General features: G+C 44.4%; 24 protein-coding genes. 8 read left to right on the top strand and 16 right to left on the bottom strand.

The genetic code is table 11. The features are described from left to right. The first annotated feature begins 49 nt into the window (after positions 1-49). Both OCV44_RS11845 and murQ read left to right on the top strand, forming a co-directional pair. Positions 50-1,165 carry an anhydro-N-acetylmuramic acid kinase gene (locus OCV44_RS11845; RefSeq protein WP_139683878.1) on the top strand — a complete coding sequence of 372 codons (1,116 nt, stop codon included), beginning with the start codon at positions 50-52 and terminating at the stop codon, positions 1,163-1,165. 83 nt (positions 1,166-1,248) lie between these two features. Next, positions 1,249-2,169: an N-acetylmuramic acid 6-phosphate etherase gene (murQ, locus tag OCV44_RS11850; RefSeq protein ID WP_139683877.1), complete on the top strand. Its 921-nt coding sequence runs from the start codon at positions 1,249-1,251 to the stop codon at positions 2,167-2,169. A 116-nt stretch (positions 2,170-2,285) separates the two neighbouring features. Here murQ and OCV44_RS11855 read toward each other — a convergent pair whose 3' ends face one another. Further along, entirely contained in the window at positions 2,286-2,636 is a 351-nt protein-coding gene (locus OCV44_RS11855) for a DUF2799 domain-containing protein (protein WP_009848451.1), read from the bottom strand. Positions 2,637-2,968: 332 nt separating this feature from the next. On the opposite strand from OCV44_RS11855, the gene OCV44_RS11860 reads away from it, so the two are divergent. The 3 genes from OCV44_RS11860 to btsR all read left to right on the top strand — a co-directional run bounded on the left by OCV44_RS11860 (position 2,969) and on the right by btsR (position 7,229). Continuing rightward, positions 2,969-4,462, top strand: coding sequence for a carbon starvation CstA family protein (locus OCV44_RS11860; protein WP_139683876.1), 1,494 nt, complete (start codon positions 2,969-2,971; stop codon positions 4,460-4,462). Positions 4,463-4,722: 260 nt separating this feature from the next. After that, positions 4,723-6,393 carry a sensor histidine kinase gene (locus OCV44_RS11865; protein WP_139683875.1) on the top strand — a complete coding sequence of 557 codons (1,671 nt, stop codon included), beginning with the start codon at positions 4,723-4,725 and terminating at the stop codon, positions 6,391-6,393. A 104-nt stretch (positions 6,394-6,497) separates the two neighbouring features. Then, the gene (gene btsR / locus OCV44_RS11870; protein ID WP_139683874.1) at positions 6,498-7,229 is read left to right on the top strand and encodes a two-component system response regulator BtsR; all 732 of its coding nucleotides are present in this window, start codon (positions 6,498-6,500) and stop codon (positions 7,227-7,229) included. A 156-nt stretch (positions 7,230-7,385) separates the two neighbouring features. Here btsR and ispH read toward each other — a convergent pair whose 3' ends face one another. The 6 genes from ispH to murJ all read right to left on the bottom strand — a co-directional run bounded on the left by ispH (position 7,386) and on the right by murJ (position 15,263). Next, the gene (gene ispH / locus OCV44_RS11875) at positions 7,386-8,342 is read right to left on the bottom strand and encodes a 4-hydroxy-3-methylbut-2-enyl diphosphate reductase (protein WP_139683873.1); all 957 of its coding nucleotides are present in this window, start codon (positions 8,340-8,342) and stop codon (positions 7,386-7,388) included. 121 nt (positions 8,343-8,463) lie between these two features. Beyond that, positions 8,464-8,901, bottom strand: coding sequence for an FKBP-type peptidyl-prolyl cis-trans isomerase (fkpB, locus tag OCV44_RS11880; RefSeq protein WP_139683872.1), 438 nt, complete (start codon positions 8,899-8,901; stop codon positions 8,464-8,466). Positions 8,902-9,095: 194 nt separating this feature from the next. After that, on the bottom strand, positions 9,096-9,596 hold the full coding sequence (lspA, locus tag OCV44_RS11885) for a signal peptidase II (protein WP_139683871.1): 501 nt from the start codon (positions 9,594-9,596) through the stop codon (positions 9,096-9,098). A 158-nt stretch (positions 9,597-9,754) separates the two neighbouring features. Continuing rightward, complete coding sequence (ileS, locus tag OCV44_RS11890) at positions 9,755-12,631, bottom strand: isoleucine--tRNA ligase (RefSeq protein WP_139683870.1); 2,877 nt, start codon at positions 12,629-12,631, stop codon at positions 9,755-9,757. A gap of 63 nt (positions 12,632-12,694) precedes the next feature. Then, on the bottom strand, positions 12,695-13,630 hold the full coding sequence (ribF, locus tag OCV44_RS11895) for a bifunctional riboflavin kinase/FAD synthetase (protein ID WP_086050038.1): 936 nt from the start codon (positions 13,628-13,630) through the stop codon (positions 12,695-12,697). A 70-nt stretch (positions 13,631-13,700) separates the two neighbouring features. Beyond that, on the bottom strand, positions 13,701-15,263 hold the full coding sequence (murJ, locus tag OCV44_RS11900) for a murein biosynthesis integral membrane protein MurJ (RefSeq protein WP_139683869.1): 1,563 nt from the start codon (positions 15,261-15,263) through the stop codon (positions 13,701-13,703). A gap of 250 nt (positions 15,264-15,513) precedes the next feature. Between murJ and rpsT the strand changes: the two genes are divergently transcribed. After that, on the top strand, positions 15,514-15,774 hold the full coding sequence (rpsT, locus tag OCV44_RS11905) for a 30S ribosomal protein S20 (RefSeq protein ID WP_012603273.1): 261 nt from the start codon (positions 15,514-15,516) through the stop codon (positions 15,772-15,774). 305 nt (positions 15,775-16,079) lie between these two features. Here rpsT and OCV44_RS11910 read toward each other — a convergent pair whose 3' ends face one another. Together OCV44_RS11910 and nhaR are read right to left on the bottom strand one after the other, a co-directional pair. Next, on the bottom strand, positions 16,080-16,373 hold the full coding sequence (locus OCV44_RS11910) for an ArsR/SmtB family transcription factor (RefSeq protein ID WP_009848443.1): 294 nt from the start codon (positions 16,371-16,373) through the stop codon (positions 16,080-16,082). 100 nt (positions 16,374-16,473) lie between these two features. Further along, positions 16,474-17,364 (bottom strand): transcriptional activator NhaR, encoded by an 891-nt coding sequence (gene nhaR / locus OCV44_RS11915; RefSeq protein ID WP_086050040.1) that lies wholly within the window; start codon positions 17,362-17,364, stop codon positions 16,474-16,476. Positions 17,365-17,752: 388 nt separating this feature from the next. On the opposite strand from nhaR, the gene OCV44_RS11920 reads away from it, so the two are divergent. Continuing rightward, complete coding sequence (locus OCV44_RS11920; RefSeq protein WP_139683868.1) at positions 17,753-18,898, top strand: Na/Pi symporter; 1,146 nt, start codon at positions 17,753-17,755, stop codon at positions 18,896-18,898. A 357-nt stretch (positions 18,899-19,255) separates the two neighbouring features. On the opposite strand, the gene OCV44_RS11925 is transcribed toward OCV44_RS11920, so the two are convergent. Genes OCV44_RS11925 through rppH form a run of 5 tightly spaced genes read right to left on the bottom strand, consistent with a single transcriptional unit; the run spans position 19,256 to position 24,566 of the window. Continuing rightward, complete coding sequence (locus OCV44_RS11925; protein ID WP_010434826.1) at positions 19,256-20,107, bottom strand: thymidylate synthase; 852 nt, start codon at positions 20,105-20,107, stop codon at positions 19,256-19,258. Between the two features lie 9 nt (positions 20,108-20,116). Next, on the bottom strand, positions 20,117-20,938 hold the full coding sequence (gene lgt, locus OCV44_RS11930; RefSeq protein WP_139683867.1) for a prolipoprotein diacylglyceryl transferase: 822 nt from the start codon (positions 20,936-20,938) through the stop codon (positions 20,117-20,119). Positions 20,939-20,995: 57 nt separating this feature from the next. Then, entirely contained in the window at positions 20,996-21,787 is a 792-nt protein-coding gene (locus OCV44_RS11935; protein ID WP_139683866.1) for a sulfite exporter TauE/SafE family protein, read from the bottom strand. Positions 21,788-21,795: 8 nt separating this feature from the next. Continuing rightward, positions 21,796-24,045, bottom strand: coding sequence for a phosphoenolpyruvate--protein phosphotransferase (gene ptsP / locus OCV44_RS11940; RefSeq protein WP_139683865.1), 2,250 nt, complete (start codon positions 24,043-24,045; stop codon positions 21,796-21,798). A gap of 2 nt (positions 24,046-24,047) precedes the next feature. Further along, the gene (rppH, locus tag OCV44_RS11945; RefSeq protein WP_009848435.1) at positions 24,048-24,566 is read right to left on the bottom strand and encodes an RNA pyrophosphohydrolase; all 519 of its coding nucleotides are present in this window, start codon (positions 24,564-24,566) and stop codon (positions 24,048-24,050) included. 616 nt (positions 24,567-25,182) lie between these two features. Here rppH and mutH point away from each other — a divergent pair. Then, complete coding sequence (mutH, locus tag OCV44_RS11950; protein ID WP_139683864.1) at positions 25,183-25,848, top strand: DNA mismatch repair endonuclease MutH; 666 nt, start codon at positions 25,183-25,185, stop codon at positions 25,846-25,848. Positions 25,849-25,937: 89 nt separating this feature from the next. Here mutH and OCV44_RS11955 read toward each other — a convergent pair whose 3' ends face one another. Together OCV44_RS11955 and OCV44_RS11960 are read right to left on the bottom strand one after the other, a co-directional pair. Further along, positions 25,938-26,249: a DUF6482 family protein gene (locus OCV44_RS11955; protein WP_004735016.1), complete on the bottom strand. Its 312-nt coding sequence runs from the start codon at positions 26,247-26,249 to the stop codon at positions 25,938-25,940. Between the two features lie 192 nt (positions 26,250-26,441). Beyond that, positions 26,442-26,693: a DUF1127 domain-containing protein gene (locus OCV44_RS11960; protein ID WP_139683863.1), complete on the bottom strand. Its 252-nt coding sequence runs from the start codon at positions 26,691-26,693 to the stop codon at positions 26,442-26,444. Between the last annotated feature and the right edge of the window lie 119 nt (positions 26,694-26,812).

The following is a 26,812-nucleotide window of genomic DNA, read 5'->3' on the forward strand; positions in this document are numbered from 1 at the left end:
TTAAACCAATCTGTGGAAGACTTTAAGAATGCAGGGCAAGAGCTTAGGAATGGATCATAAAGAACTGTATATCGGGGTGATGTCGGGGACGAGTATGGACGGCGTTGATACAGCGTTAGTCTCGATTGAAGACGATAGCATTACATTGCTTAATCATGATGAGTTCCCAATGCCTGATGATCTCAAAGCACGTCTGCTTGAAGTTTGTATTGGTCAGAAAACCGATTTGGTTGCTATTGGCGAACTCGACCACCAGCTTGGCCATCTGTTTGCTGATGCGGTTCTGCAACTTCTCGACAAGTCAGGTACACCTGCATCTTCTGTGACTGCGATTGGTAATCACGGTCAAACGGTGTTCCACCAGCCAACTGGCGATTCTCCATTTACTATGCAGTTGGGTGATGCCAATATCATTGCAGCTAAAACACAGATTCAAACAGTCGCTGATTTTCGACGCAAAGACATGGCGCTTGGCGGGCAAGGCGCACCATTAGTCCCCGCCTTCCACCATACGATTTTCCACCCAAAAGACAGCTCGGTTGTGGTGTTGAATATTGGTGGTATCTCGAACATTTCAGTACTACGCCCTAATCATCTAACGCTTGGCTATGATACAGGTCCAGGCAATATGTTGATGGACGCTTGGGTTGATAAACACACAGGTGAGAAGTTTGACCGTGATGCGCAATTCTCGCTAAAAGGCCAACTCAATCAAGCCTTGCTCGAACAGCTGTTAAATGAATCTTATCTATCTCAAACTCCACCGAAAAGTACCGGTAGAGAACTGTTCAACCTGCCATGGCTAGAGCAACAACTTACCGGGTTTAAAGATCTGGCAGCAGAAGATGTTCAGCGCACGCTTTGTGAATACACCGCATTGACGATAGCCAATGAAGTCGAAGCTTATCGCTTGGGCGACAAACCTGCGTTGTACGTGTGTGGTGGTGGGACGAGAAACCCATTGTTGATGAAAAGGTTGGTAGAACTGCTTCCGAGTTGGGAAGTTGATTCAACGACCAATAAAGGCGTTGATGCCGATTATATGGAAGCGATGGCCTTTGCGTGGCTTGCTCAACGTCATGTTCATCAACTGCCAAGCAATTTACCAGAAGTAACTGGCGCAAGCAGAGCGGCCTCTCTAGGCGTTCTTTATCGTGCAGATTAACTTGATAGCCGTGCTAACTTAGTAACAATACTGACTTCGCGATGCTGTCTAAACAATTTTAGAATTATCATTTAAGGATCATTATGAGTAACGACGCTCTCATATCAGCGCTCTCGCACCTCGTTTCGGAGGGGAGAAACCCTGACACTATGGATATTGATCTACTCACCTCTCTCGAAGTGGTCGAAAAGATTAATCAACAAGATAAGCAAGTCCCATTGGCAATCGAAGTAGAGCTGCCACAGATCGCGAAAGCGGTTGATAAGATCGCTCACGCCTTTCAACATGGTGGCCGATTGATTTACATGGGCGCAGGAACCAGTGGTCGATTAGGCGTGTTAGATGCATCAGAATGCCCACCGACTTTCGGTGTTTCAGACAAGATGGTTATCGGCCTCATCGCTGGCGGGCCAGAAGCGATTTTAAAAGCCAAAGAAGGTGCGGAAGACTCGCTGACTCTCGGAATTGAAGATCTCAAAGCGATTCAGTTTTCAGAAAATGATGTAGTGGTAGGCATCGCTGCTAGCGGTCGCACGCCTTACGTAATTGGTGCTCTCAACTACGCAAATCAAATAGGTGCAGTAACGGTTGCGCTGTCTTGTAATCCAGATTCACCGATAGCCGAGATCGCTCAAATCGCGATAAGCCCAGTGGTTGGCCCGGAGGCCTTGACTGGATCAACACGACTCAAATCAGGTACAGCGCAAAAATTGGTGCTAAATATGCTGACGACTGCCAGCATGATTCGTATCGGTAAAAGCTACCAAAATCTGATGGTCGACGTAAAAGCGACCAATGAAAAGCTAGTTGCCCGCGCAGCTCGTATCGTTATCCAAGCAACAGAGTGTGATAAGGCACTGGCAGTCTCGACACTTAAAACGACTGATTACGATGTGAAGTTATCGATTTTGATGATTCTAACAGGGCTAGATTTAGAATTGGCCAAGGCTCAGCTTGATCAGCAAAATGGCTTCTTGAGAAAAGCGGTCGAGAATAATCAGTAATCTCAATTCTGTTTGTAGCTTCTCATTTAGAGTATGGCTTTAACTACATACAAAAAGACCAGTACGCATGCGGTACTGGTCTTTTTTAGTTTTAATTTGTTATCGCTAGCTTGGGCTTAATAGTCGTTCGAGAACTCATCCCAGCCACGCTGCCATTCCATACGGAAACGTTGAGCGTCTTCCGTACCAGAACACACGCCTTCATACACCTGACCAGATAAACCAATCTGATAAGCATGGTTAGGATTACAATATTCAGTCACACCTAAGTGGTAGCCTTCTGTGTAACTCGCTTGATCGACTCCACCAAGCTCGGCCATATCTGAATAAGATCGCTGGGTGTGGCCTTTGATACCATCACGATAACCAATCTCTTGCCAATTGCCTTCGGCCGCTAAATCTTGAACATTGGCGCTGCATCCTGCAAGGCTAAATGCCACGGCGAATAGTGCGATTATTTTTTTCATTTCAATCCTTTATATTTACTTCACCACTTCCTGACGAAGCGCTGCCTTAGTAGCGATTCTCCGCTGAACACGTACTGATGTCCACTTATGTCTGTTATCTGCCACTGATATCTATTCGTTACCGCTTAAAGCTGATAAGTCACCACTAACTAGGAGCAAGACACCTATCAACAGCAGTAACCAACCACTCCGCAAAGGTCACAAACCACTAAACCGGTTATAACACCACTTAATTGGCTATTCGACCACTCACTCCAGTAGCGGAAGTTTCTTCTCATGCACTCCTTTAATATACACCCTGACTTAATTAATACATTCAGGGATAACAAATTATGATGTGGTTTCTTACCTGTGTTGCAGCACTCATTGGTGGCTACTTTATTTACGGTGCTTTTATCGAGAAGATTTTCGGCATCAATGAAAAGCGTCAAACACCAGCCCATACCAAACAAGATGGCGTGGACTTTGTTCCAATGTCGACGCCAAAGGTTTACCTAGTTCAACTGCTTAACATTGCAGGTGTAGGTCCAATCTTCGGCCCTATCATGGGTGCCCTTTACGGCCCAGCAGCAATGCTTTGGATCGTGCTAGGCTGTATCTTCGCAGGTGCCGTACACGACTACTTCTCAGGTATGTTATCTATACGCAATGGTGGTGCTTCGGTTCCAACTATCACTGGACGTTACCTAGGCAATGGCGCAAAACACTTTATGAACATCTTTGCCATTGTTCTACTGCTTCTTGTTGGTGTGGTATTCGTTTCTGCTCCAGCAGGCATGATCACCAACCTAGTGAACGACCAAACTGATTTCGTGATGTCTACAAGCACTATGGTTGTCATCATCTTTGCTTACTACATCATCGCAACGATTGTCCCTGTCGATAAAATCATTGGTCGCTTCTACCCACTGTTCGGTGCACTGCTTATCTTTATGTCTGTTGGCCTAATCACTGCGATTGGTCTATCTGACGAGCACCAAATCATGGGTGGCTTCGAGATGAAAGACATGTTCACTAACATGAACCCTAACGATCTACCGCTTTGGCCGGCTCTATTCATCACCATCGCTTGTGGTGCTATCTCTGGCTTCCACGCAACTCAATCTCCTTTGATGGCGCGTTGCATGGAAAACGAGAAAAATGGTCGCTTCGTATTCTACGGTGCAATGATTGGTGAAGGCATCATCGCCCTAATCTGGTGTGCACTTGCTCTGTCGTTCTTCGGTTCTGTTGAGTCTTTGTCTGACGCGATTGCAAACGGCGGCCCAGGTAACGTGGTATACAGCGCTTCATTTGGTCTATTGGGTGTGTTCGGCGGTATCCTTGCTTTCCTTGGCGTGGTTATCCTGCCAATCACTTCAGGTGACACTGCGTTCCGTTCAAGCCGTCTTATCCTTGCTGAATACTTCAACATGGAACAGAAAACTCTACGTAACCGTCTACTAATGGCTCTACCATTGTTCGTTCTTGGTGGCATCCTGACTCAAGTCGATTTCGGTATTATCTGGCGCTACTTCGGTTTTGCTAACCAATCAACGGCAGTCATGATGTTATGGACAGCTTCGGCTTACCTACTTCGTCACAATAAATTCCACTGGATAACCACGGTTCCAGCTGTGTTCATGACGTCTGTGTGTATTACATTCATCCTGAACAATAGCCAGTTAGGCTTCGGTCTACCAATGCAAATTTCAACCATCATTGGCGTGGTAAGTGCATTCGGTATTGCGGCTTACGTTATCAAGATTTCAAAAGGCAAAGGTGATATCGACCTTGCTGATGAAGAAGTAGAAAAGGAAGCAAAGCCCGTAACAAAAACAGCTTAGCTTTCCCCTAAATATTCTCACTCTTCATAGAAAGAGGAGAATAAGTAAGCCAAAAACACTTCGCTTGTTCCACCATCATCTTTGATGAACTGGAATCTAAGATCAAAGCCCATCATGTATGATGGGCTTTATTATTTTATCCATAACCACTGAATACATTAGTTTCCACTAAACAAAAGAAAGACAACCTGCAAAAAAGCAAAGCTACCTTTCAGCCTCAATGAGCTTTACACTTAACCAGCGTCTCAATAGGTGAAAATATGGAACTCATTCTCTCTCTGCTGCAACAAACCTGTGTCTACTTAGTGATTGCTTACATGCTAAGTAAGACCCCACTGATTCTCCCTTTATTGAGCATATCTTCGCGCTTAAGTCATAAAGTCAGCTGTTACATTCTGTTTTCCCTGTTCTGTATTATGGGCACCTATTTCGGATTGCAGATTAATGACGCCATCGCCAACACGCGCGCGATGGGAGCGGTCATGGGTGGTTTGTTTGGCGGCCCAGTAGTCGGCTTTGCCGTCGGCTTTACTGGCGGTATCCATCGTTACTCTTTGGGTGGATTCACCGATCTAGCTTGTGCCATTTCAACCACAGCAGAAGGCTTGATTGGCGGCTTGTTACACGTTTATCTAGTAAGAAAGAACAAAGCCAGCCAGCTGTTTAATCCGATGGTGGTGTTCTCGGTAACCCTGTTTGCAGAGATTATTCAGATGCTGATTCTACTGGCGGTAGCTAAACCCTTCGAACAATCCTACGCTCTGGTTTCTGATATTGCCGCGCCAATGATCATTGCAAACTCAGTCGGTGCTGCGCTATTCATGAGCATCATCCAAGACCGGAAAACCATCTTCGAGAAGTACTCAGCTACCTTCTCACGCCGCGCATTAACCATCGCCGAACGTTCGGTGGGTATTTTGCATGGCGGCTTCAATTCCGATAACGCACAAAAAATCGTACGTATCGTTTACGAAGAGACCAATGTTGGGGCGGTAGCGATTACCGACCGGGAAAAAATTCTCGCGTTCGTCGGCATTGGCGATGAACACCATATTCCCAATACGCCTATTTCATCGCAAAGCACACTCACTTCGATGGAACAGAACGACATCATCTACCTCGATGGGAAAGAGAACCCGTATCAATGCTCTCTTTCACAAGATTGTAAATTAGGCTCTGCACTTATTATCCCATTGCGCGCGGGTAATGAAGTGGTCGGTACCATCAAGTTGTATGAGCCAAAGCTGAAGCTGTTCTCGACCATCAACATGTCGATGGGTGAAGGTATCGCTCAACTCTTATCGAGCCAGATATTGTTTAGCAACTATCAGCAGCAGCAAACACTGCTCACCCAAGCGGAAATCAAACTGCTGCACGCTCAAGTGAACCCACACTTCTTGTTTAATGCACTCAACACCATCAGTGCCGTTACACGCCGTGATCCCGACAAAGCTCGAGAGCTGATTCAGCATCTCTCTCACTTCTTTAGAAGTAATCTGAAGCAGAACATCAATACCGTGAAACTCAAAGATGAACTGGCACACGTCAATGCGTACCTAACTATTGAAAAAGCACGTTTTACTGACCGCTTAGAAGTCGAATGGGATATCGACCCACAACTATACGAGTCGCAACTGCCGAGCTTTACTCTGCAACCACTGGTAGAAAACGCCATAAAACATGGGATATCTAACATGTTGGAAGGCGGAAAAGTGAAGATCTATAGCGAGGCTTTCGAGGGGGGATTCAAGTTAACCGTTGAAGACAATGCCGGTAATTATCAGAAGCCATCTCAAGATCACGTTGGATTAGGCATGGAAATTGTTGATAAACGACTCACTAATTTCTTTGGACAAGATTCAGCGCTAAAAATAGAATCTCAACCGCAGCAATTTACTCGAATGAGCTTTATCATACCTATATTAAAATAATGGTATTTTCGGAGACGAATCGCTCCGAGTTGAAACATTTAGAAGCAGACATTTAAAGCAAAACGTGAATCAAGCAGGGATGGAATCAAGATGAAGATTTTAGGATGTTAAAGGCATTAGTTGTCGATGATGAGCTTTTTGCTCGCGAAGAGCTGATTGAACTACTCACTGAAACCGGAGAAGTACAAGTCATCGGCCAAGCGAGTAACGCGATCGAAGGGCTTAAGCAGATCAATCTGCTCAAGCCAGATGTGGTGTATTTGGATATCCAGATGCCGCAGGTTACCGGAATTGAACTGTTAAGCATGCTTGATCCAGACACCATGCCTTACGTGGTATTCGTTACCGCCTACGACCAATATGCAATTCAAGCATTTGAAGACAACGCTTTTGATTACTTACTCAAGCCGGTTGAGCCTTGCCGATTAAACAAGAGTGTTTGTCGCCTGAATAAGGTCATCAAACAAAACCACAAAGCGCCGGAACAAGATATCTCAGCAATTGCTCCCTGTCACTTAGAGCAGATCCCGTGTATCGGCCATAACCGCATTGTGATCATGGCAAGCCAAACTGTCGAATGCGCTTACTCAGATATCAGTGGAGTCCACGTACGCAGCTCCTCACAAACGGCGACCTCACAGTTGACACTAAAGATCTTGGAAGAAAAAACCGATTTGATCCGTTGTCATCGACAGTATTTGATCAACATAAAATCGATCCAAGAGATCAAACTGTTGGAGAATGGACTAGCGGAGATCATCACGCTGACCGGCTTTGAAGTGCCTGTCAGTCGCCGCTATCTAAAAACCTTAAAAGAGCAGCTCGGTCTTCAATAACCCCATAAACTTCGACTATTTTTCCAAAGCACGATCAAAAAAGCCAACGCATCAACGTTGGCTTTCTGCTGTTTACAAATCGATAGTACTTACAAATCGAGAGCGCTTACGAATCGAGAGTACTTACGACTCGATCTGGTCACAAATCAATAGAGATCAGTCGATTTGCTTAATCTGCAGCTCTTTCGGTACTTCAAAGAACATGTTCTCTTCACGACCTTGAATCTCTTCAACGTCAGTCGCACCTAGCTCTCGAATACGATCTAAGATTTGGTTTACCAACTCTTCAGGAGCAGAAGCACCGGCAGTTACACCGATTTTCTTTTTCCCTTCAACCCATTCAGTTTGAATGTCTTCAGGACAATCGGTTAGATAACCTGGCGTGCCTAGCTTCTCAGCCAGCTCTTTTAAACGAGTTGAGTTCGATGAGTTCTTAGAACCGACAACAATCACGACATCGACATCACCGGCCATTTCACGAATAGCGTCCTGACGGTTTTGAGTCGCGTAGCAGATGTCGTCTTTACGTGGGCCTTGGATTTCAGGGAACACTCGACGCAGCTCTTCAATCACGTCTGCAGTTTCATCAACTGATAGCGTGGTTTGGCTAACGTAATGCAGGTTACTTGGATCATTCACCACGAGGTTCTGTACATCCTCTGGTCTTTCAACCAAGTACATACCACCGGTTTGGCTAGCGTACTGACCCATGGTGCCTTCAACCTCAGGGTGACCAGCGTGACCAATCAGTACCACTTCCATATGTTTGCGGCTCGCACGAGCAACTTCCATATGAACTTTAGTCACCAAAGGACACGTCGCATCAAATACCGTTAACTCGCGCTCTTTCGCTTCTTTACGAACCGCTTGAGAAACACCGTGAGCCGAAAAAATTACGATGTTATCGTCTGGTACTTCACTTAACTCTTCGACAAAAATAGCACCACGTTGCTTTAGCCCTTCAACAACAAAGCGGTTATGCACCACTTCATGGCGAACATAAATCGGTGGCTGATACAGTTCAAGAGCGCGCTCTACGATGCTGATCGCACGATCGACACCTGCACAAAAGCCACGAGGGTTAGCTAACATTATTTTCATTTCATTGCTCATCATTTACCGCGGTACTAAGGTTGTTTCTATAGAGTTCGCTGTCAGCGAGGTTCGCATTCTACAGTGAAGCGTCTAGACAGTGAAGCTCTGGGTTACATCACAGCTGTAAGGTGATGTTAGTCTATCGTTGTTCCACAGCTAAGATGTTGACGTCAAACGTAACGTCTTGGCCGGCTAATGGGTGATTAAAATCAACCGTCACGGAATCACCCGCGATCTCAGTGATAATACCTGGAATTTCCATACCGTCAGGACCAGAGAAAGCCATAATAGTGCCAACTTCGACTTCAGAATCGCCAACAAACTTAGCACGATCCATATGATGAATATGATCTGGATTAGGCATACCAAACGCGTCTTCCGCCTTCAATTCAATAGACTTTTCAGTGCCCGTTTCAAGGCCAATCAGGCACTGTTCAAAGTTCTCACTTAGGCTGCCATCACCCATTACGAACTTTGCAGGCTTACCCATATTTTCGGTGCTATCGGCAACTGAACCATCCTTCATTTTAATCGTAAAATGTAGAGTTACTGCTGAATCATTTTTAATTGCTGCCACGTTACTTTCCTTAGATTTCTTTATTATTTGAGAACGCATTCTGCTTTGCTCCCTTATTAATTGCAGCATAAAAAAAAGCGCCGTCGGAATCAACCGACAGCGCTTAGGGCTATTCTAATCTGTGAGTCATAGACTGACTTTAGGACAAACTATTACAAAGCGATTTACTGACTACTCATTAATGTCTGAGTAGTCTATTTGCTTTCATCTTTCTTGCGAAAACCATCTAAGATGATCATCGCTGCGCCGATACAGATTCCCATATCCGCTAGGTTAAATGCAGGCCAGTGGTAAGTGCCCCAATAGAAGTCTAAGTAATCGACAACAAAGCCATGTACAACACGGTCGAACACGTTACCAACAGCGCCACCAATGATGATCGCATAAGCAATGTTGTTCCACTTATCTGTTGCTGGTAGCTTGCTCATCCAGTACGTCAGCATACCCGTGACTACGAATGCGATACCCGTAAATAGCCAACGCTGCCAGCCACTTTGATCACTCAAGAAGCTAAATGCTGCGCCGTAGTTATGCACATACAAAAAGTTAAAGAATGGCAACACCTCAATGCGGTTTGCCCAACCATAACCCATGTTGTCCATGACAAAGAGTTTAATGCCGATATCTGCAAGGAAGACCAGTAGGGCCAACCACAACCAACGCACACCAGATTGTTTTAACGAAACTTCACTCATTTCTATTCCTAGTATTTACGAAGCTGGTATTCACTGTTACTCAATTTAAGTGACCTTGACTACCAAACTTGGCTAAACACATTTCCTATAATTAAAAATAACCCCAGTTGATACTGGGGCTATGATTTTTACAAAAAGTTCAGTCTTTCTCTGAGTCGTTAAGCGAACTTACGCACTTCGCCTTCACCGTCAATGTTCGACACACAACGACCACAAATTTTCTCGTGACCTTCAATTGTGCCTACATCTGGAGTGTGGTGCCAGCAACGGTCACACTTCTCAGCTTCAGTTGCTGCAACTTCAACGTATAGACCTTCAACGTCTGTCGCTTGAGCTGTATCAGACTTATCGCTAACTGGCTTAACAACCGCAGCAGAAGTGATAAGTACGAAACGTAGCTCATCTTCTAGCTTGTTGATTTTAGCCGCTAGTGCATCGTCAGCGTATAGAGTAACTTCGGCCTGCAGTGCACCACCGATTGTTTTCTCTTTACGAGCATCTTCAAGAAGCTTGTTCACTGCGCCACGAATTGACTGAATTTCAGTCCAGAATTCGTTGCTTAGCTCTTCGTCGTCAGCAAGACCAAATAGGCCTTCGAACCACTCGCCTGTGAATACAAACGTGTCGCGCTGCTCTCCAGTTGGTAGAGAGCTTGGCATCTCGTTCCAGATTTCATCTGCAGTGAACGACATGATAGGCGCCATCCAACGAACTAGAGCTTCTACGATGTAGTAAAGCGCCGTTTGACAGCTACGTTGAGCATGGCTGCCCTGTTTCGCTGTGTACTGACGGTCTTTAATTACGTCTAGGTAGAAAGAACCCATTTCGATAGAACAGAACTGCATTAGACGTTGAGTTACACCGTGAGTGTTGTACTCACCGTATGCTTTAACGATCTCTTCTTGTGCAGCTTGAGCGCGGCCAACAGCCCAGCGATCAAGTGCAACCATTTCTTCAGCAGGCACTAGGTCAGTTTCAGGGTTGAAACCGTTCAAGTTCGCTAGGAAGAAACGAGCCGTGTTACGAATACGACGGTATGCATCAGCAGAACGCTTAAGGATCTCATCAGAAACCGCAACTTCGTTAGTGTAATCCGTAGAAGCAACCCATAGACGTAGAATATCTGCGCCTAGCTTGTTGGTTACATCTTTAGGAGCAACAACGTTACCGATAGATTTAGACATCTTACGGCCGTTACCATCAACCACGAAACCGTGCGTTAACACTTGCTTGTATGGTGCTTCGTCTTTCATCGCGATAGATGAAATCAAAGATGACTGGAACCAGCCACGGTGTTGGTCAGAACCTTCAAGGTAAAGATCAGCACTGTGCGTTCTTTCTTCATTCGGGAAGTTGTACTCTTCACGAGAATCCACAACAGAGAAGTGCGTTACACCTGAGTCAAACCATACGTCTAGCGTATCAAGTACTTTCTCGTACTTGTCAGCATCTTCAGTACCCATCAGTTCAGCAGCATCTACATCCCACCAAGCTTGAATGCCTTTTTCTTCCACAAGCTTCGCTACTTTTTCAATAAGAGCTGGGCTATCTGGGTGAAGTTCTGATGTTTCTTTATGAACGAACAGAGCAATTGGCACACCCCAAGTACGTTGACGAGAGATACACCACTCAGGGCGACCTTCGATCATACCTTCGATACGGCTTTGACCCCATTCCGGCATCCACTCAACATTCTTCGTTGACTCAAGTGCTTTTGCACGTAGGCCTGCTTGATCCATTGAGATGAACCACTGCGGTGTTGCACGGAAGATGATTGGAGTTTTGTGTCTCCAACAGTGTGGGTAGCTGTGCTCGTAAGCGTGATGATGCAGTAATGCACCTTTCTCTTTTAGAACTTCTAAAACAGAGTCGTTCGCTTTGAATACATGCTGACCAGCAAAAAGCTCAGTGTCTGGCAGGTAAACGCCGTTAGAACCTACTGGGTTAGCAATCTCTAGGTTGTACTTCTTACCAACCACGAAATCCTCTTGACCGTGACCAGGAGCGGTATGAACCACACCAGTACCAGAATCCGTTGTAACGTGGTCGCCAAGAACAACAGGAACCGTAAAGTTGTAGAACGGGTGGTTGAACTGAGAAAGCTCAAGATCAGCACCAGTAGCAAAACCAAGGTTATGGAAGTGCTCGATACCCGCACGATCCATTACGTCTTTTGCTAGTTCAGAAGCAACAACAATACGTTGAGCTGGCTGTTCGCCATTCGCTTCAACTTGGATAAGTACGTATTCAAGATCATCACGTAGACATACTGCGCGGTTAGCCGGCAGAGTCCACGGTGTTGTCGTCCAAATAACGATAGAGATTTCGCCCTGACCCGCGTGACCTTCCGCTAGAGTAAATTTCTCTAGTAGAGCCGCTTCGTCAGCTGCAGAGAATTTAACATCGATAGATGGAGACACTTTATCTTTATATTCAACTTCAGCTTCAGCCAAAGCAGAACCACAGTCAGTACACCAGTGAACTGGTTTGAAACCTTTAAGAAGGTGACCTTTGTCTGCGATTTTACCTAGAGAACGAATGATGTTCGCTTCAGTGCCAAAATCCATAGTGCGGTAAGGTTTATCCCACTCGCCCATGATACCAAGACGTTTGAAGCTCTCTTTCTGACCTTCAACTTGGCCCGCAGCGTACTTACGACACTCTTCGCGGAATTCAGCAGCCGAAATCTTCTGACCAGGCTTACCTTTCTTCTTCTCAACCATCAACTCGATTGGAAGACCGTGACAGTCCCAACCTGGGATGTACGGTGCATCAAAACCAGAAAGGGTCTTAGATTTGATAATAATGTCTTTAAGAATCTTGTTCAGCGCGTGGCCAATGTGAATGTCGCCGTTCGCGTATGGAGGGCCATCATGCAGTACGAAAGATTTTTTACCTTTCTTTGCCTTACGGATCTCACCGTAAAGGTCTTCTTTGTACCAACGCTTCAGCATCTCTGGTTCACGATTTGCCAGATTGCCACGCATTGGGAACCCTGTTTCTGGTAAGTTCAGGGTATCTTTATAATCACTCATCGATTCTTAATTCCGTTATATTGGGCGAAGTTAGACATTATGTTAATCGGTGGAATTATCCGACTAATTCTTTAGCTGAAGCAGCCACACCCTTGCGGCTTCAGCATCCAATTCTATTTGATTCTTTAATGCGTCGAACGACTCAAACTTTATCTCGTCGCGCAGTTTATGCAAAAGTCGCACTTCTAACTGTTTACCATATAAATTGGCTTTAAAGTCAAAAAAATGCACTTCTAATTGCTGCCTTACACCATTAACTGTTGGTCGTTGTCCAATATTAGCAACACCACCGACAGGAACACCGTCGATATCTAATGCTTCAACAACATACACTCCCGACACAGGAGAAACACAACGTTTTAATGGAATATTAGCGGTAGGGAAACCGATAGTTCTCCCTAGTTTACGACCATGAGAAACACGACCACTGATACTGTAGTCACGCCCAAGCATGGTAGCACTAGAAGCCAAGTCATTGGCCGCTAACGCATTTCGTATCTCAGTGCTGCTTACTCGTAATTGGTTTAAGCAATAGCTTTGGGTGCTCACCACCTCAAAACCATATTTTTCGCCCGCTTCTTTAAGCATAGCGAAACTACCTGTTCGGCCTTTGCCAAAGCAAAAGTCGTCACCAACCACCAAGAATTTCACACCAAGCTTATCAACCAAAAGATCCTTAATGAACGCTTCCGCAGACAAGCTTGCAAAATACTGATTAAAATTCACACACAATAAACGACTGATATCTAGCTTGCTCAATTGCACGTACTTATCTCGCAAGCGAGTTAAACGTGCTGGCGCCCGACCTTTAGCAAACAACTCCATAGGTTGCGGTTCAAACGTCATGACAACAGAAGGGAGTCCCAGTGCTGTAGCTTGTTTAGAAACCTGGCTCAGAACCTCTTGATGCCCTAAATGAACACCATCGAAGTTACCTATGGTTAATACACAGCCATGATGCTGTGCTTTAATATTGTGTATACCTCGGATCAGTTCCATTGTGATCAGCTAAAACCTGTTATTTGCATCATTTATTGTGTGAAACCGACGGATTATATACTAATCAGTATTAATCTGTCGCTGCTTTTAAATGTTTTACTCGGATACCTAAAACCAGTACCGACACAATATAAGCAAAGCCACCAAGTGCGATCAACCCTGTTAGCGTCAACGCTCTTTGGTTGAAACTCCAATCAAGCCACAACTGCATATTGTCTAGTTGCCATAAAATCACGCCAACCATCACAGTACCAGAGACCAATAATTTAAGGCTAAACAACAATGTAGTCTTGGTTAAACGATAAACACCCGCTATATGTAGACCACGATAAAGTAGACTCATGTTCACGAACGCAGATAACGCCGTTGCGATTGCCAAGCCAACATAACCATAGAAATAAGCGAAGATCGCGTTGAACACCATGTTAGTGACCATCGCGATAATGCCGTACTTCACAGGGGTTTTAGTATCTTGGCGAGAGTAATAGCCCGGAGCCAACACTTTAATCAACATGAAGTTAAGCAAGCCTGAAGCGTAAGCCACTAAAGACATGGAAGCCTGATTAACATCATGAGGAGAAAACTCACCACGCATAAACAACACCATCAGCATCGGCTTCGCTAAAATAATAAGACCTAACATCGCAGGAATGCCAAGCAGTAAAACCATGCGCACGCCCCAGTCCATTGTATGCGCAAACCCTTCCCCTTGAGCATCAACGTGTTTACGCGACAAAGCAGGAAGAATAACCGTCGCGATGGCAATACCGAACAAACCGAGTGGGAATTCCAATAATCGATCTGAGTAATATAGCCAACTGATAGATCCGGTTGCTAGAAAGCTGGCAATGAAGGTATCGAACAACAAGTTGATTTGGCTCACTGACACACCAAACAAGGCAGGGATCATTAGCGTGCGGATCTTAACGACACCGGGATCTCTCCAACCCCACTTCGGCTTAACCAACACCCCCGCTTTAATCAAGAAAGGCATTTGGAAAAGGAACTGGACTAAACCACCAAGAAACACACCGATGGCTAAGCCAATTTCGGGTTGCTCTAGATTAGGAGAGATAAACCATGCAGAACCTATGATCATTACGTTCAGGAACACAGGTGTAAAAGAGGAAACGGCAAATTTACCTAATGTATTAAGAATGGCACCAGATAAAGCAACAAAGGTGATAAACCATAAATAAGGAAAGGTAATCTTGAGCATAAAGCTCGCCAGCTCAAATTTTGGTGCGGCTGGGCCATCATTTAACCAGTCGATAAACCAACCGGCGCCAAACATCGCTGTGATTACACCCGAGCCTAACACCCCGATCACGGTGACGATAGAAACTAGTACCCCGAGCGTACCCGACACTTTGGCAATTAAATCTCGCGTCTTATCTTTATCACCTGCGGCGTGATATTCTGTTAATACAGGAACAAACGCTTGAGAAAACGCACCTTCTGCAAAAAGTCGACGTAAGAAATTAGGAATTTTATTAGCGAAGAAAAATACGTCGGCACTCGCTCCTGCTCCCATCAAATTTGCTACTACGACATCACGTACTAGCCCCAACACTCGGGAAACAAAAGTCATTGCACTGACAATCAGGCCTGACTTTAATAGTCGTTTACTCACACAAACCTCTGACACTGGTTGATTACTTTCAAGCGAGGATAAATACTATCCTGTCCTAAGAAGCATATTTATTAGCATTGGTCTAAAAATGCTGTTAGAATCCCCGCCATCTTAACCGCGATGACCTTTCCATACCAAAGTTTGTTTGGCTACGATTGGTTTTTGCACAAATCATTTGACAATTAAGCGCCTATGAGGGATAGTCCTCGCCCTTAAATTGTCACCGAACTAAGTTTTTGGGAGTTAGACCTTGGCAAACAGTAAATCTGCTAAGAAGCGCGCTATCCAAGCTGAGAAACGTCGCCAGCACAATGCTAGCCGTCGTTCTATGATGCGCACTTACATGAAAAAAACTATTGCAGCTATTGAAGCTGGCAATAAAGAAGCTGCAACTGCTGCTCTTGTAGAAGTTACACCTCTTCTAGACCGCATGGCGACTAAAGGCCTTATTCATAAGAATAAAGCTGCACGTCATAAGTCTCGTTTCGCTGCTGCAATCAAAGCTCTTTAATAGAAATTTGATTACAACGCAAAACGAAAAAAACCGGCCTCGGCCGGTTTTTTTATATCTAAATTTTGAGTAACACAGCGATTTTTCTGGCTGCTGGGTATTTTATCAACTGACAAGCACTTGTTTACTAAAAGCCATTTCGCTTACCAATAGACAACTAAGCAAGTAAAAACACACAACTAGAAAAAAGCAGACAAGAAAAAAGATAGATAGATAGGTAGTCACTAACGTTAGGCGTGAATGACTGACACTTCCTTGTATCAGCCTTATCCCTGAGAAGAAATCACTTTCCCACCAGCAATAAACTACTTGCAGTACATACCATGCAGTAGGTTAATCATCGCTTTTACTTCTTCACTGCTCAATGTGTAATACACTGTTTGAGCTTCTTTGCGAGTTTCGACCAAACCATCTCTTCTCAACCAAGCAAGATGTTGAGATAAAGCAGATTGACTCAATTCCAACTTGCCACACAACTCCCCAACCGACAGCTCAGTACCATGCAATAGGCACAGAATCTGTAAGCGACGCTCATTGGCCATAGCTTTGAGTAGAATCACAGCTTGTGCTGAATTCTTCTCCATCTCTTTCAAGTTCATAGTTTGGCTCCCTACAACCTTTAAGCCAAGTTCGGGCTATCAGTATTTCCGGCAAATTATGAAGTCATGATAATCGATATCAATTCATTAACAAACAAGCTCACTCGAACAATTTGCTAAAATCTGCGTCACATACATTTTTTACTGCTGGATGTTGGATCATCCTCTCAGCAAATATGACGTAGTACTCCTCTTTTAACTCTTCAATGCCACCCAACAATTGCAGTGAGGTATCCTCCTCAACCTCCGACATATAAAGCGTAGGCGCTAAGAAAATTGCATCATGGTGGTAACGAGCGAAAGCCTTCATCAATGCCGCGTCATCAAACTCACCCAAAATATCAGGCTTAAGTCCTTGCCTATCAAACCACTGCAGTACTTTCCTCCCCATAGAAGTTCGACTTCCGGGAATTAGAAGCTTCCTTTGTTCTAACACGGCTGGAAAACTAATCCCTTCGACTTTGCCTGAACAGAAAAAACTCATGCCACTCTCACCAAGTTTCTTACTAAACAGGCCTGGGCTTTGACTAGAATCCACCGGACAGTCGGAAAGAATCATATCGAGCTTATGCTGAGAGAGTTGTTCGAGTAGCATTTCATGGGTCGACTCAAAACAGCGTAAATGAATACTGTTATCTGGTGGAATGGTCGACATCAAAATCTTGCTGACAAGCCTTTTAGACAATGCATCTGCCACACCAACATCAAACAGAATATTGGAGTGCTGGCTGTAATTCACGATATCCAACATCTCGTAACTCAGGCCAAACATACGGTCAGCGTACTTAAAGACCAGCTGCCCAAGCTCTGTAGGCTCAACACTGCGGCCATTGCGCTTGGTCAACTTGCCATCCATACGCTCTTCTAAGGCTTTTATTTGACCAGTTACCGTTTGTGGTGTTAGGAATAGGGCTTCTGCAGCTTTGGTAACAGAGCCTTGCTTGCAAACCATCCAGAAGTAATAAAGGTGGTTATAGTTGAGGTGCGACATAAGTGTGCCGTAATAAAGAGTAGATGACCTGTTATATCAAATATGACACCACCGCTCAACAAACTCGGAAAAACCAGACTTAACTAAGCATTACTACTTATTTTTACGAAGTGTCTGATTTCATAATGTAATATTTCAGCGATTATTTTCAATTTTTCTCTAACTTTTAAGATCTATATCACCCATTAAAAACAAGAATAAAATCAAATAAAAACAATCACTTAAACACACTCCATTTCAAGAGTTAATATTTAAAGGGCAAATCATCACAAAAAAGTCTCACCTAAACCAAAATGTAATATTACTGAAATATTTGTTCTCTAACATCACGCTCAGATTAAACAAACAGACCAAACACAGACTAAAGCGGTCCAATGGAGAAAACATTATGAACCAAGCTACTACTGCAGCAGCGCCTATCTCGAGCACAACTCGTTGGCTACGCTGGGCTAACTTGGCATTCATGCTTTACCTACTATTACTTTCAGTTTCAATGGTTGGTACAGGCTTCAAATGGGCAACAGGCGAGCAAGCAAAGGTTCTTTTCGAATTTGCTTCACACCCAGTTGCAGGCTTAATGATTGGTTTAGTGGCAACAGCACTTATTCAATCATCAAGTACAGTTACTTCAATTATCGTTGGCCTTGTGGCAGGTGGTTTACCTGTTGAGCTAGCAATCCCTATGATCATGGGTGCAAACATTGGTACTACAGTAACCAATACACTAGTTAGCCTTGGTCATGTTCGTTGTAAAGAAGAGTTCAAACGTGCATTCGCAAGTGCGACTATTCACGACTTCTTTAACCTATTAGCCGTTGCTATCTTCCTACCACTAGAGATGGCGTTTGGTATTTTAGAGAAAATTTCTCACTGGTTGGTATCACCGATGCTAGCAACAGGTGATATGAGCATGGGTGGTCTTAACTTCATCAAGCCAATTACTAAACCTGTGGTCAGTGCGATTAAAGAACCACTATCAACGTTTGGCGACACTGTTGGTGGGGTTATGCTTATCGTTCTAGGTATCGCGACTATCTTCGTAGCTATCACGGTAATGGGTAAGCTAATGAAGAGCCTAATGGTTGGCCGTGCTCGTGAGATTCTAAAGAACGCAATCGGTCGTGGTCCTATCCACGGTATCGCTTCTGGCTCTATCGTGACTATCCTTGTTCAGTCTTCTTCAACGACAACAAGCTTGATGGTTCCACTAGTTGGTTCAGGTGTTCTTAAAGTACGTGACGTTTACCCATTCACTTTGGGTGCAAACATCGGTACGTGTATTACCGCGCTATTAGCAGCGACAGCAGTATCTGGTGAGTTCGCAGTATTCGCACTACAGATTGCTCTAGTACACTTGGTGTTCAACATCATGGCAACGGTATTCATCTTTGGTATTCCGTTCCTACGTGAACTTCCAGTGAAAGCAGCTGACATCATTTCAGACATGGCAGTGAAAAACAAAGCTGTAGTAGCTGGTTATCTTGTTGCTGTATTCCTTGTACTGCCGGGTAGCGTGTTAGCACTAACGGCTTAATAATTAGATAGCTTAACCGCTAAGACACATCGCTTATAGCAAAGCCCGCAACCTCCTAGGTTGCGGGCTTTTTCTTTTAAGAGCAGATGAGGGAAGCAAAAGAAGATGTGGGATTCGAGTAGCGAGTACGAAAAGCAAAAGCAAAAGCAGATAAAAACCGTTATTCCCTACAGCGAGGCACGAGCGTGATAAGGAATATCACAAACACACCACGAAAGAGATTCCCTACTCCCTCCTTCGTCAGTCTAGGGAGTGACGACATCTCATGCTCTTCGCATCTCGATTACTCGTCACTACAACTTGGATACAAAAAAGACTGCACAGTGGCAGCCTTTCGATCAAACAAAGCGGATTAGATTAAACCGAGAATGGGTACTTAATCGCTTCATGACATTCGTAACCTTCAACCCAGAAGTCATCCATCGTTACCCATGTTTCCAAATCTTCTAGAGACTTAATCTCCGGGTTGATATGGAATGTTGGGCCAGCTAACGGCTCACGCTTCAACTGAACATCGCGCATTGGTGCAAGTTGATCTTCGTAAATATGAGCATTCACCAGCTTGTGGTAAGCCACACCCGCTTTCTTGCCTGTGATCTGCGCCATAATAGCGAGGAACACATACACTTGAACCATATTGAAATTCAGACCTAAAGGCACATCACAAGAGCGCTGAGTACTGTTTAGGTACAGAGTGTCACCAAGTAGAGAGAAGTGGTGGCTGTACATACACGGACGCAAACATCCCATGTGGAACTCACCTGGATTGTAGAAGTTTAAGATCTCGCCGCGGTCATCAATACCGTTCGTTAGATCATCAACAATCTTCTTCAGTTGGTCGATATGACCGCCGTCAGGTTTTGCCCATGCACGTCCTTGAACGCCATAAACACGACCCATGTCATCTTCACCCTTACGGTAAGGGTTATTCAGCCATGCCTCGTTCAAGTTTGAATTCGCATCCCAGGTTTTAGTCCCTAGCTTGCGAAAATCTTCAGCATTGTCGTAACCACGGATATAACCAAGCAGTTCAGCAACTGCGGCTTTCCAAAAGCTTTTACGTGTTGTTACCAGTGGGAATTGGTTATTACCAACATCATATTCAAGGTCAGCATTGATCACGGTTAGGCAGCGCTTGCCCGTGCGTTCATTTTCAATCCAAGTACCGTCATCAACGATACGCTGACAGAGATCTAAATACTGTTTCACACCAATTCCTTACTTCGTTTGTTGTGGTAATTCGTCTTTGTAGTGACCACGCTTGTATGCCCAAACCATCATCAGCACACCGATGATAACCATTGGCAGTGACAAAATTTGTCCCATAGAGATAAATCCACCGAACAAACCTAGGTGAGCATCAGGTTCACGTACGTATTCTACTAAGAAGCGGAATGTACCATATCCTGCTAGGAATAACCCTGATACAGAACCAAGAGGACGTGGCTTTTTGATAAACCAGTTCAAGATGAAGAACAGCACAATACCTTCAAGCGCCATCTCATAAAGTTGAGATGGGTGACGAGGAAGTGGTCCACCGTTAGGGAAGACAATTGCCCATGGCACATCAGTCACACGGCCCCAAAGCTCACTGTTCATGAAGTTACCTAAACGACCCATGCCCAAACCAAATGGAACCAATGGAGCGATCATGTCTGCCACACCAAAGAAGGTTCGACCGTTCTTTTTCGCATACCAAAACATCGCAGTGATAACACCAAGCAAACCACCATGGAAAGACATACCACCCGTCCATACCTTAAAGAGGTAAAGAGGGTCGGCTAGGAAAAGGTCAAAGTTATAGAAAAGTACGTAGCCAATACGACCACCCAGCACCACACCTAGAAAGCCTGCAAACAGCAAATCTGATACTTGCTCTCGAGTCCAACCACTATCAGGTTGATCTGCTCGGCGATTTGCTAGCCAAAGAGCAAAAATAAAGCCAACAAGGTACATTAAGCCGTACCAGCGAACTGAGATTGGTCCTAGTTCAATAAGAACAGGATCGATATTTGGGAATTCGATAAAACCCTGAGACATACTTGGCTCTCTATCTAAATTGATCAACGGTTAGCTCAATAACTAACAGAAAAGACACTACAGCAGCATTGTCGCTGCTATAAACATTAAAAATACCGCAAAAAATTTCTTCAGCACAGGGGTTGGCAGTTGAGTGGCCAGTTTCGCCCCCACTCGAGTAGTTAGGACTGAAGTACAAGATATTGCGATCAAAGCCGGCAGATAAACATAACCTAAGCTATACACAGGGAGATCATCGACAGAAGATCCATGCCAAATGAAACCTAGCATTCCCGAAATCGCGATAACACAACCGCATACCGAAGATGAGCCTACGGCTTTACGCATTTCCACACCGTGATGATTAAGGAAAGGTACCGATAAAGACCCACCGCCAATGCCCGCTAAACTTGATACCAAACCAATACCGCCACCACACAACACGGTTTTAGCTGAACCCGGCATCGACTTTTGGCTCTTAGAGCGAATAGACAACAGCATTTGCAACGCCAATACCAAGACAATCACACCAAAGACTTTTGGTAAGTATTGAGCTGGAATCACATCGGCCACGAAAGAACCAAGGAAACCACCTATCACGACACCTGGTATCAACCATTTAACGACAAATATCTCTACGTTACCCAATTTTAAATGGTTAATCGCAGACGATCCTGACGTAACGATGATGGTTGATAGCGAAGTAGCCAATGCCATTTGCATCGCAAACTCTTGAGGAATACCTGCTTTAGGAAGTAAAAACAGTAAGGCAGGAACCACCAGCAAACCACCACCAATGCCTAGCAAGCCAGCTAAAACACCAACAATAGCACCAAGGCCAGCTAGCAAGCCTATCAGTTCATATGACACGTTAAATCCTATTTTTTACCTGCTCGAATGAAGCCTGTAAACTCACGCTCTTCGAAATAGTTCAGCATCATACTATAGATGTCACTACCATACGGTTTTGAAAGTGCCTTATTTGCCAAATCCTGTAATTCAACCAAGTTCGATTGGCGAATCAAATATTTGGTTCTGGCGACGTTCGAAGTATTCATACTTAACGTCTCATACCCTAACCCAATCAATAGCAGCGCGCCCATCGGATCACCGGCTAGCTCGCCACAGATACACACAGGCAATTGATATTGCTTACAAGTATCATGAATGTGTTTTAATGCCATGATCACCGCTGGGTGCATGGATTCATAGACATCAGAGACTCGTGAATTGTTCCGATCAACCGCTAATAAATATTGCGTTAAGTCGTTGGTACCGACTGAAACAAAGTCGACCTTATCAGCAATCAGCGGCAGTATGTAAAGCATGGATGGCACTTCGATCATGATACCAACGCGAGGCATACGCACTCGGTTATCAAGCTCGTGTACTTCATCGTAAGCCTGTTCAATAAGCTGAACCGCATCATCCAGCTCCTGCGCACCTGAAATCATCGGTAATAAAATACTTAAATTCTGACTATCACAGCTAGCACGCAACATGGCGCGTAGTTGAATAATAAAGATATCTGGGTGATCGAGTGTAAAACGAATACCACGCCAGCCAAGAAATGGATTATCTTCTTCGATTGGGAAGTAAGGTAACGCCTTATCCCCACCAATATCCAAGGTTCGCATCACCACTTGCTTCTCTGGGTAGCTCGCGAGTACAGAACGGTATTGCTTGAATTGTTCGTCCTCTGACGGAAACCTCTGCTGCAACAAGAAAGAAATTTCGGTTCGATACAGCCCGACCCCATCAACACCTTGGTTGATAGCGATGTTAGTGTCTGCACTCAAACCCGCATTAAGCAGAATCTCGACTTGCTTGTCGTCTTTCGTTTTTGCCGGTAAGTACAGTTCTCGATTGACCATAGAGGAGAGCTCACTCTCTTCTAGAATCAGCCCCCGATACTCTTTGAGCAGGTTTTGAGTCGGCTCAATAAAGATCTCACCACTATACCCGTCAACAATCGCTTGCTTACCATTAGCTTGAGCAAGATTTAGGTTAACCCCCATAACAGAAGGAATACCCAAAGCTCGAGATAAAATCGCTGCGTGCGAGTTCGCCGCCCCTTCCAAGGAAATAACCGCTAATAGTTTTTCTTTGGGAATAGACGCTAATACAGAGGCCGTTAACTCACGAACCACCAAAATAATCGGTTTATCTAATGTGCGGAGTTCATGTTCAGAGTTGTGGAGGAAATAGAGCAGTCTTTGCCCAAGCTCTCGGACGTCTTGCGCTCTCTCCCGAAGGTACACATCTGACATACGAGCAAAACGGTTAGAGTAACTCTCAACAACCTGTCTCAATGCCCAATCTGCTTTGTCGCCTTTCTGAATTTGGCTCTTGAGATCCTTACGCAACATGGGATCGTTGAGTAAGTGAGTGAACAGGTCAAAGATCGCCAACGCGTCTTTATTGATTTCGCTATCTAAGCGCTTTCGCATCCGCTTAAAGTCATTGAGGGCGTTTTCAACCGCTACCGCCAACAACTCATGTTCTCTCTCTACATTGAGCGTAGAAGCAGGATAAACATCGGTAAGTTCAGGCTGAGTGTTGTCCCACCACAGGTCACCAATCGCCACGCCCGATGAAGCAGCGATACCTTTGGTCGCAGGTAGCTTCTGTTGCTCTAATAGCCAATGGCCTTGAGTTTGAGCGTGCGCCACAATAACCGCAAGTTGAGCTGAGAGAGTGACAAGGAAGGATTCTTCCATCTCACTGAATAAACGAGGAGACTTCTGCTGAATGACCAATACGCCAAGCACTTGCTTGCGATGGATAATCGGAGTGCCGAGAAAAGCGTGATAAACCTTTTCTCCAAGTTCTGGAAAAAACTTATAAGCAGGATGAGCAGACGCTTGCGCAAGGTTGATAGGTTCAGCACTTCTTTTAACCAGGCCAACCAGACCTTCGTCAAAACCAATGTGAATGCTATTACCTTGGAAGATCAGGCCTTGAGTTGCCATCAACTCAAGGCGCTGCATATCATTATTTGCCAAATACACGGTGCAACATTCTGTCTGCATCGCGCTGCATGTCTCTTTAACCAAAATATCAAGAGCCGTCGACACATCTTCAACTCTTGATACGTGTTCAACTATTTCCCTTAGTTGGCTGAGCATGCTTAACCTCTACGCAATTTGCGCTTTCCTTTTGTTTTTCGCTCTTTAAACGGCATTGCTAAAGATGCGAATTCTTTCATCGCTCGACGGTAAACATCTCGCTTGAAAGATACAACTTGTCGAACTGGGTACCAGTAACTCACCCAACGCCAACCATCAAACTCAGGTGTGCTTCCACGCTGCATATTGATATGCGATTCATCGCAATCTAAGCGTAAAAGAAACCACTTCTGTTTTTGTCCAATACAGACAGGTTTAGAATCCCACCGAACCAGTCGTTTGGGCAGCTTATAGCGTAACCAATGACGACTTGTCGCGACGATCTTTACATCCTTTTTAGTAAGGCCAACCTCTTCATACAACTCGCGGTACATTGCCTGTTCCGGAGTCTCACCTTCATCGATTCCCCCTTGAGGGAATTGCCATGAATGTTGCCCGTATCGTTTAGCCCAGAAGACCTGACCATGGTTGTTACAGATTACAATACCAACATTTAATCGGTAACCATCGCCATCTATCACTGGCCAACCTCTATCTAAATTTTTAATTACACTGATTTTTCCACATATCCCCAATCGGAGCAAACTTAGTGACGTGACAAGCGCTATATTTATGAATAATAACTACGAATATGGATAAGTTTTGCTCAAATCTTAGTTACCCACACAAGAGTGAGACATAGACCACATTTATTCACCTTTTCTGTGAATAACTATGTGAAGAATTACCTTCAATCGTTTTTTTTAATCCATAGATTCATCAACACTAAAAACAACCAATCAACCAACTTTATTTTATTTCATTAAAAATCAACAAATTAAATTTGAAACTTAATTTTAAAAAACAATAAAAATGTAAAGGATCCTTTAGAAACTCAACATGGTTAAAGATCAACCACTCCGATGTTTATCCACACAGGTAAGTGAAAGATTCATTTTGAACCCCATTTAGCAAGCATTTTATCGACCTTAAACCCCTGTTTATTTATCCACTAAATTAATATTTCAATTAATTACCTTCATGTCCTGTGGATAACCATGAGTTTGATCCCTTTTCTAGCAAGGCGATCATTTCTTAACCAGTCGTCATATGGTGATAACTTCTGGTAAAATCATTTTTTTGATCATGCCTTTTATTATGAAACCAGAACCACAAACACAACAAGAGCTGTTAGACAGAGCCTATGCTATTGCAGGGATGACCTTTAAAGAGCTCGCAGATGAAGCCGAAATGGTTGTACCAAACGACCTAAAGCGAGATAAAGGCTGGGTTGGGCAGCTATTGGAATGGCACTTAGGTGCGCCTGCTGGCAGTAAACCAGAACAAGATTTTGCCAAGCTCGGTATCGAATTAAAAAGCATCCCGATTGGCTATTCAGGGAAGCCACTCGAAACCACCTTTGTTTGTGTAGCACCATTGATGGGTGTGCAAGGCATAACTTGGGAAACCAGTCACGTTCGAAACAAGCTGTCGAAAGTGTTGTGGATCCCGGTAGAGGGAGAAAGAGAGATCCCGCTGGCAGAAAGACATGTAGGATCCCCTTTGTTATGGACACCTAGCCAAGCTGAAGACGAACTATTGAAAAGAGATTGGGAAGAGCTGATGGAATTGATCGTGTTAGGTAATGTTGAACAGATAACAGCAAGACACGGTGAAGCACTGCATTTACGCCCAAAAGCCGCCAACAGTCGTGTGTTAACTGAAGCTTACGGTGCAAGTGGAAAACCTATCAAAACCAAACCTCGTGGTTTCTATCTACGAACTCAATTCACCCACAGATTACTGACAACCCATTACGCATAGATCGCTTAATAGAGCCTCGATAGCCAAAACTATCAGTGTGTTACAGAGCAGTCTGTAGTTAGAAGCAATCTCTAACGATAAACGCTCTTTTAATGAGGTTTGAGCGCCAGTTCAATATCACAGTAGCTTTGGCTTGGCTCATTACCAAACTCGTCATACGCGTTATGGAGTCGAAGGTATGCCTTTTCAAAGCCTAGCCGGAGTAACTCCTCTTTTACTTGATCCAAGGATCCAAAGTGAAGCGGCTCTCCATCTTGCTTTACGGGTTCCAGCTTATGTTTGTACTCCACTGCCAGTAAATATTCTGAGATATCAGAGCAACCAATAACATACACTTTCGGTGTCTGATAAGAGTCTTTGTGCTCTCCATGTAACCACATGTCTAATTGATGCTTTTGCATAGCCAGCCTCCCTTGCTCTATAAAGCTTAGCCGAACTATTTACCTTTACTAGATAACGACTTAAAAAAGCAAAAAAGAGAAGCAAGAGCTTCTCTTTTTTGGCCAGTTCTAGTTCAAAAGTTTGCACTTTCGACGCCATAACCATCACTGCGACTTATCTTAGGGGTTGAACGGTGCTATCAACCCCGCAGATTACGTCGGTATTCGCGCACTTAGGACACGACGAAGATAACGTACTCGACGTTCAATCGTGACGACTTCAGGTTCAGAAAAACCAATTGGTCGACCATCGGCTTCAAGGCCAATATCTCTCAATAAGTGAGTATTGTTCCACGGTAGATCATATGAACTACGGCGAACTTTTCGTTGCCATTCACGCTCTTCACGACGAAGATCAGCACGGATAAGGACTGTTGCTAATTTTAGATAGACTGAGTGACGCATAATAACTCTCCAGTTGTTGAATCAACTGAGGAAAAATAGCGTGTTAGATAGTATGAGGGCTTCTCACTTAGCTGCTATTTTTCCGCAGCCAAATAAGGGTACGGATCTATTAGTTAGGT

Source organism: Vibrio tasmaniensis (assembly GCF_024347635.1).
Lineage (GTDB): Bacteria > Pseudomonadota > Gammaproteobacteria > Enterobacterales > Vibrionaceae > Vibrio > Vibrio tasmaniensis.

Coding starts and splice junctions, on each gene's coding strand:
- ptsP (WP_139683865.1), bottom strand. CDS start 24,045: ATGCTCAGCCAACTAAGGGAAATAGTTGAACACGTATCAAGAGTTGAA.
- OCV44_RS11955 (WP_004735016.1), bottom strand. CDS start 26,249: ATGCAAAAGCATCAATTAGACATGTGGTTACATGGAGAGCACAAAGAC.
- nhaR (WP_086050040.1), bottom strand. CDS start 17,364: ATGTCGCACCTCAACTATAACCACCTTTATTACTTCTGGATGGTTTGC.
- lspA (WP_139683871.1), bottom strand. CDS start 9,596: ATGAGTGAAGTTTCGTTAAAACAATCTGGTGTGCGTTGGTTGTGGTTG.
- mutH (WP_139683864.1), top strand. CDS start 25,183: ATGAAACCAGAACCACAAACACAACAAGAGCTGTTAGACAGAGCCTAT.
- lgt (WP_139683867.1), bottom strand. CDS start 20,938: ATGTCTCAGGGTTTTATCGAATTCCCAAATATCGATCCTGTTCTTATT.
- OCV44_RS11845 (WP_139683878.1), top strand. CDS start 50: ATGGATCATAAAGAACTGTATATCGGGGTGATGTCGGGGACGAGTATG.
- ispH (WP_139683873.1), bottom strand. CDS start 8,342: ATGAGCAATGAAATGAAAATAATGTTAGCTAACCCTCGTGGCTTTTGT.
- OCV44_RS11855 (WP_009848451.1), bottom strand. CDS start 2,636: ATGAAAAAAATAATCGCACTATTCGCCGTGGCATTTAGCCTTGCAGGA.
- murQ (WP_139683877.1), top strand. CDS start 1,249: ATGAGTAACGACGCTCTCATATCAGCGCTCTCGCACCTCGTTTCGGAG.
- btsR (WP_139683874.1), top strand. CDS start 6,498: ATGTTAAAGGCATTAGTTGTCGATGATGAGCTTTTTGCTCGCGAAGAG.
- OCV44_RS11865 (WP_139683875.1), top strand. CDS start 4,723: ATGGAACTCATTCTCTCTCTGCTGCAACAAACCTGTGTCTACTTAGTG.
- ribF (WP_086050038.1), bottom strand. CDS start 13,630: ATGGAACTGATCCGAGGTATACACAATATTAAAGCACAGCATCATGGC.
- OCV44_RS11910 (WP_009848443.1), bottom strand. CDS start 16,373: ATGAACTTGAAAGAGATGGAGAAGAATTCAGCACAAGCTGTGATTCTA.
- OCV44_RS11960 (WP_139683863.1), bottom strand. CDS start 26,693: ATGCGTCACTCAGTCTATCTAAAATTAGCAACAGTCCTTATCCGTGCT.
- OCV44_RS11860 (WP_139683876.1), top strand. CDS start 2,969: ATGATGTGGTTTCTTACCTGTGTTGCAGCACTCATTGGTGGCTACTTT.
- OCV44_RS11920 (WP_139683868.1), top strand. CDS start 17,753: ATGAACCAAGCTACTACTGCAGCAGCGCCTATCTCGAGCACAACTCGT.
- ileS (WP_139683870.1), bottom strand. CDS start 12,631: ATGAGTGATTATAAAGATACCCTGAACTTACCAGAAACAGGGTTCCCA.